General features: G+C 51.5%; 1 protein-coding gene and 1 tRNA gene. One reads left to right on the top strand and one right to left on the bottom strand.

Features of this window, described 5'->3' with window-relative positions; genetic code table 11:
- Positions 1 to 11: 11 nt before the first annotated feature.
- Positions 12 to 85, bottom strand: a tRNA-Cys gene (locus AC1D0P_RS30990).
- Positions 86 to 137: 52 nt separating this feature from the next.
- Here AC1D0P_RS30990 and AC1D0P_RS30985 point away from each other — a divergent pair.
- Positions 138 to 402 (top strand): hypothetical protein (locus AC1D0P_RS30985; RefSeq protein ID WP_477680230.1); only part of this gene is annotated, 265 nt, incomplete at its 3' end.

The raw sequence follows: 402 nt of genomic DNA, 5'->3' as shown, positions 1-402 counted from the left end.
ATGAAAATGTTTGGAGGCCTCGTCCGGAATCGAACCGGAATAGAAGGATTTGCAGTCCTCTGCGTAACCACTCCGCCACGAGGCCTCATTATTCCAACCGTTAAGCGATAAAGCTTAATTCTCCGTTTTGGATACGGATGCTGATCGAAAATACCAGCGTCCCCGGCGGAATGGGCGGGCTTCTAACAGGAAGGTTCTCTATCCGCAAGCCGCTTTTCGGCCGACGTCCCGTCACCAGCGCATGTTTTTTTCCACAGGACGGTGAAGGGGGTGGATTGGCAGGCTTTTGTGACAGCCATAGCGACGGTGAAGGGAAATTTCGTTGGTTTTTTGAAAAAACCGCTTGGCAAATCGAGAAAGCATTTGTATTAGCCCTGCCAACGCTGCGGCAACGCAGACACT

The organism is Polaromonas sp. P1_G2, assembly GCF_056405515.1.
This window is presented reverse-complemented; position numbering and strand designations above follow the sequence as displayed.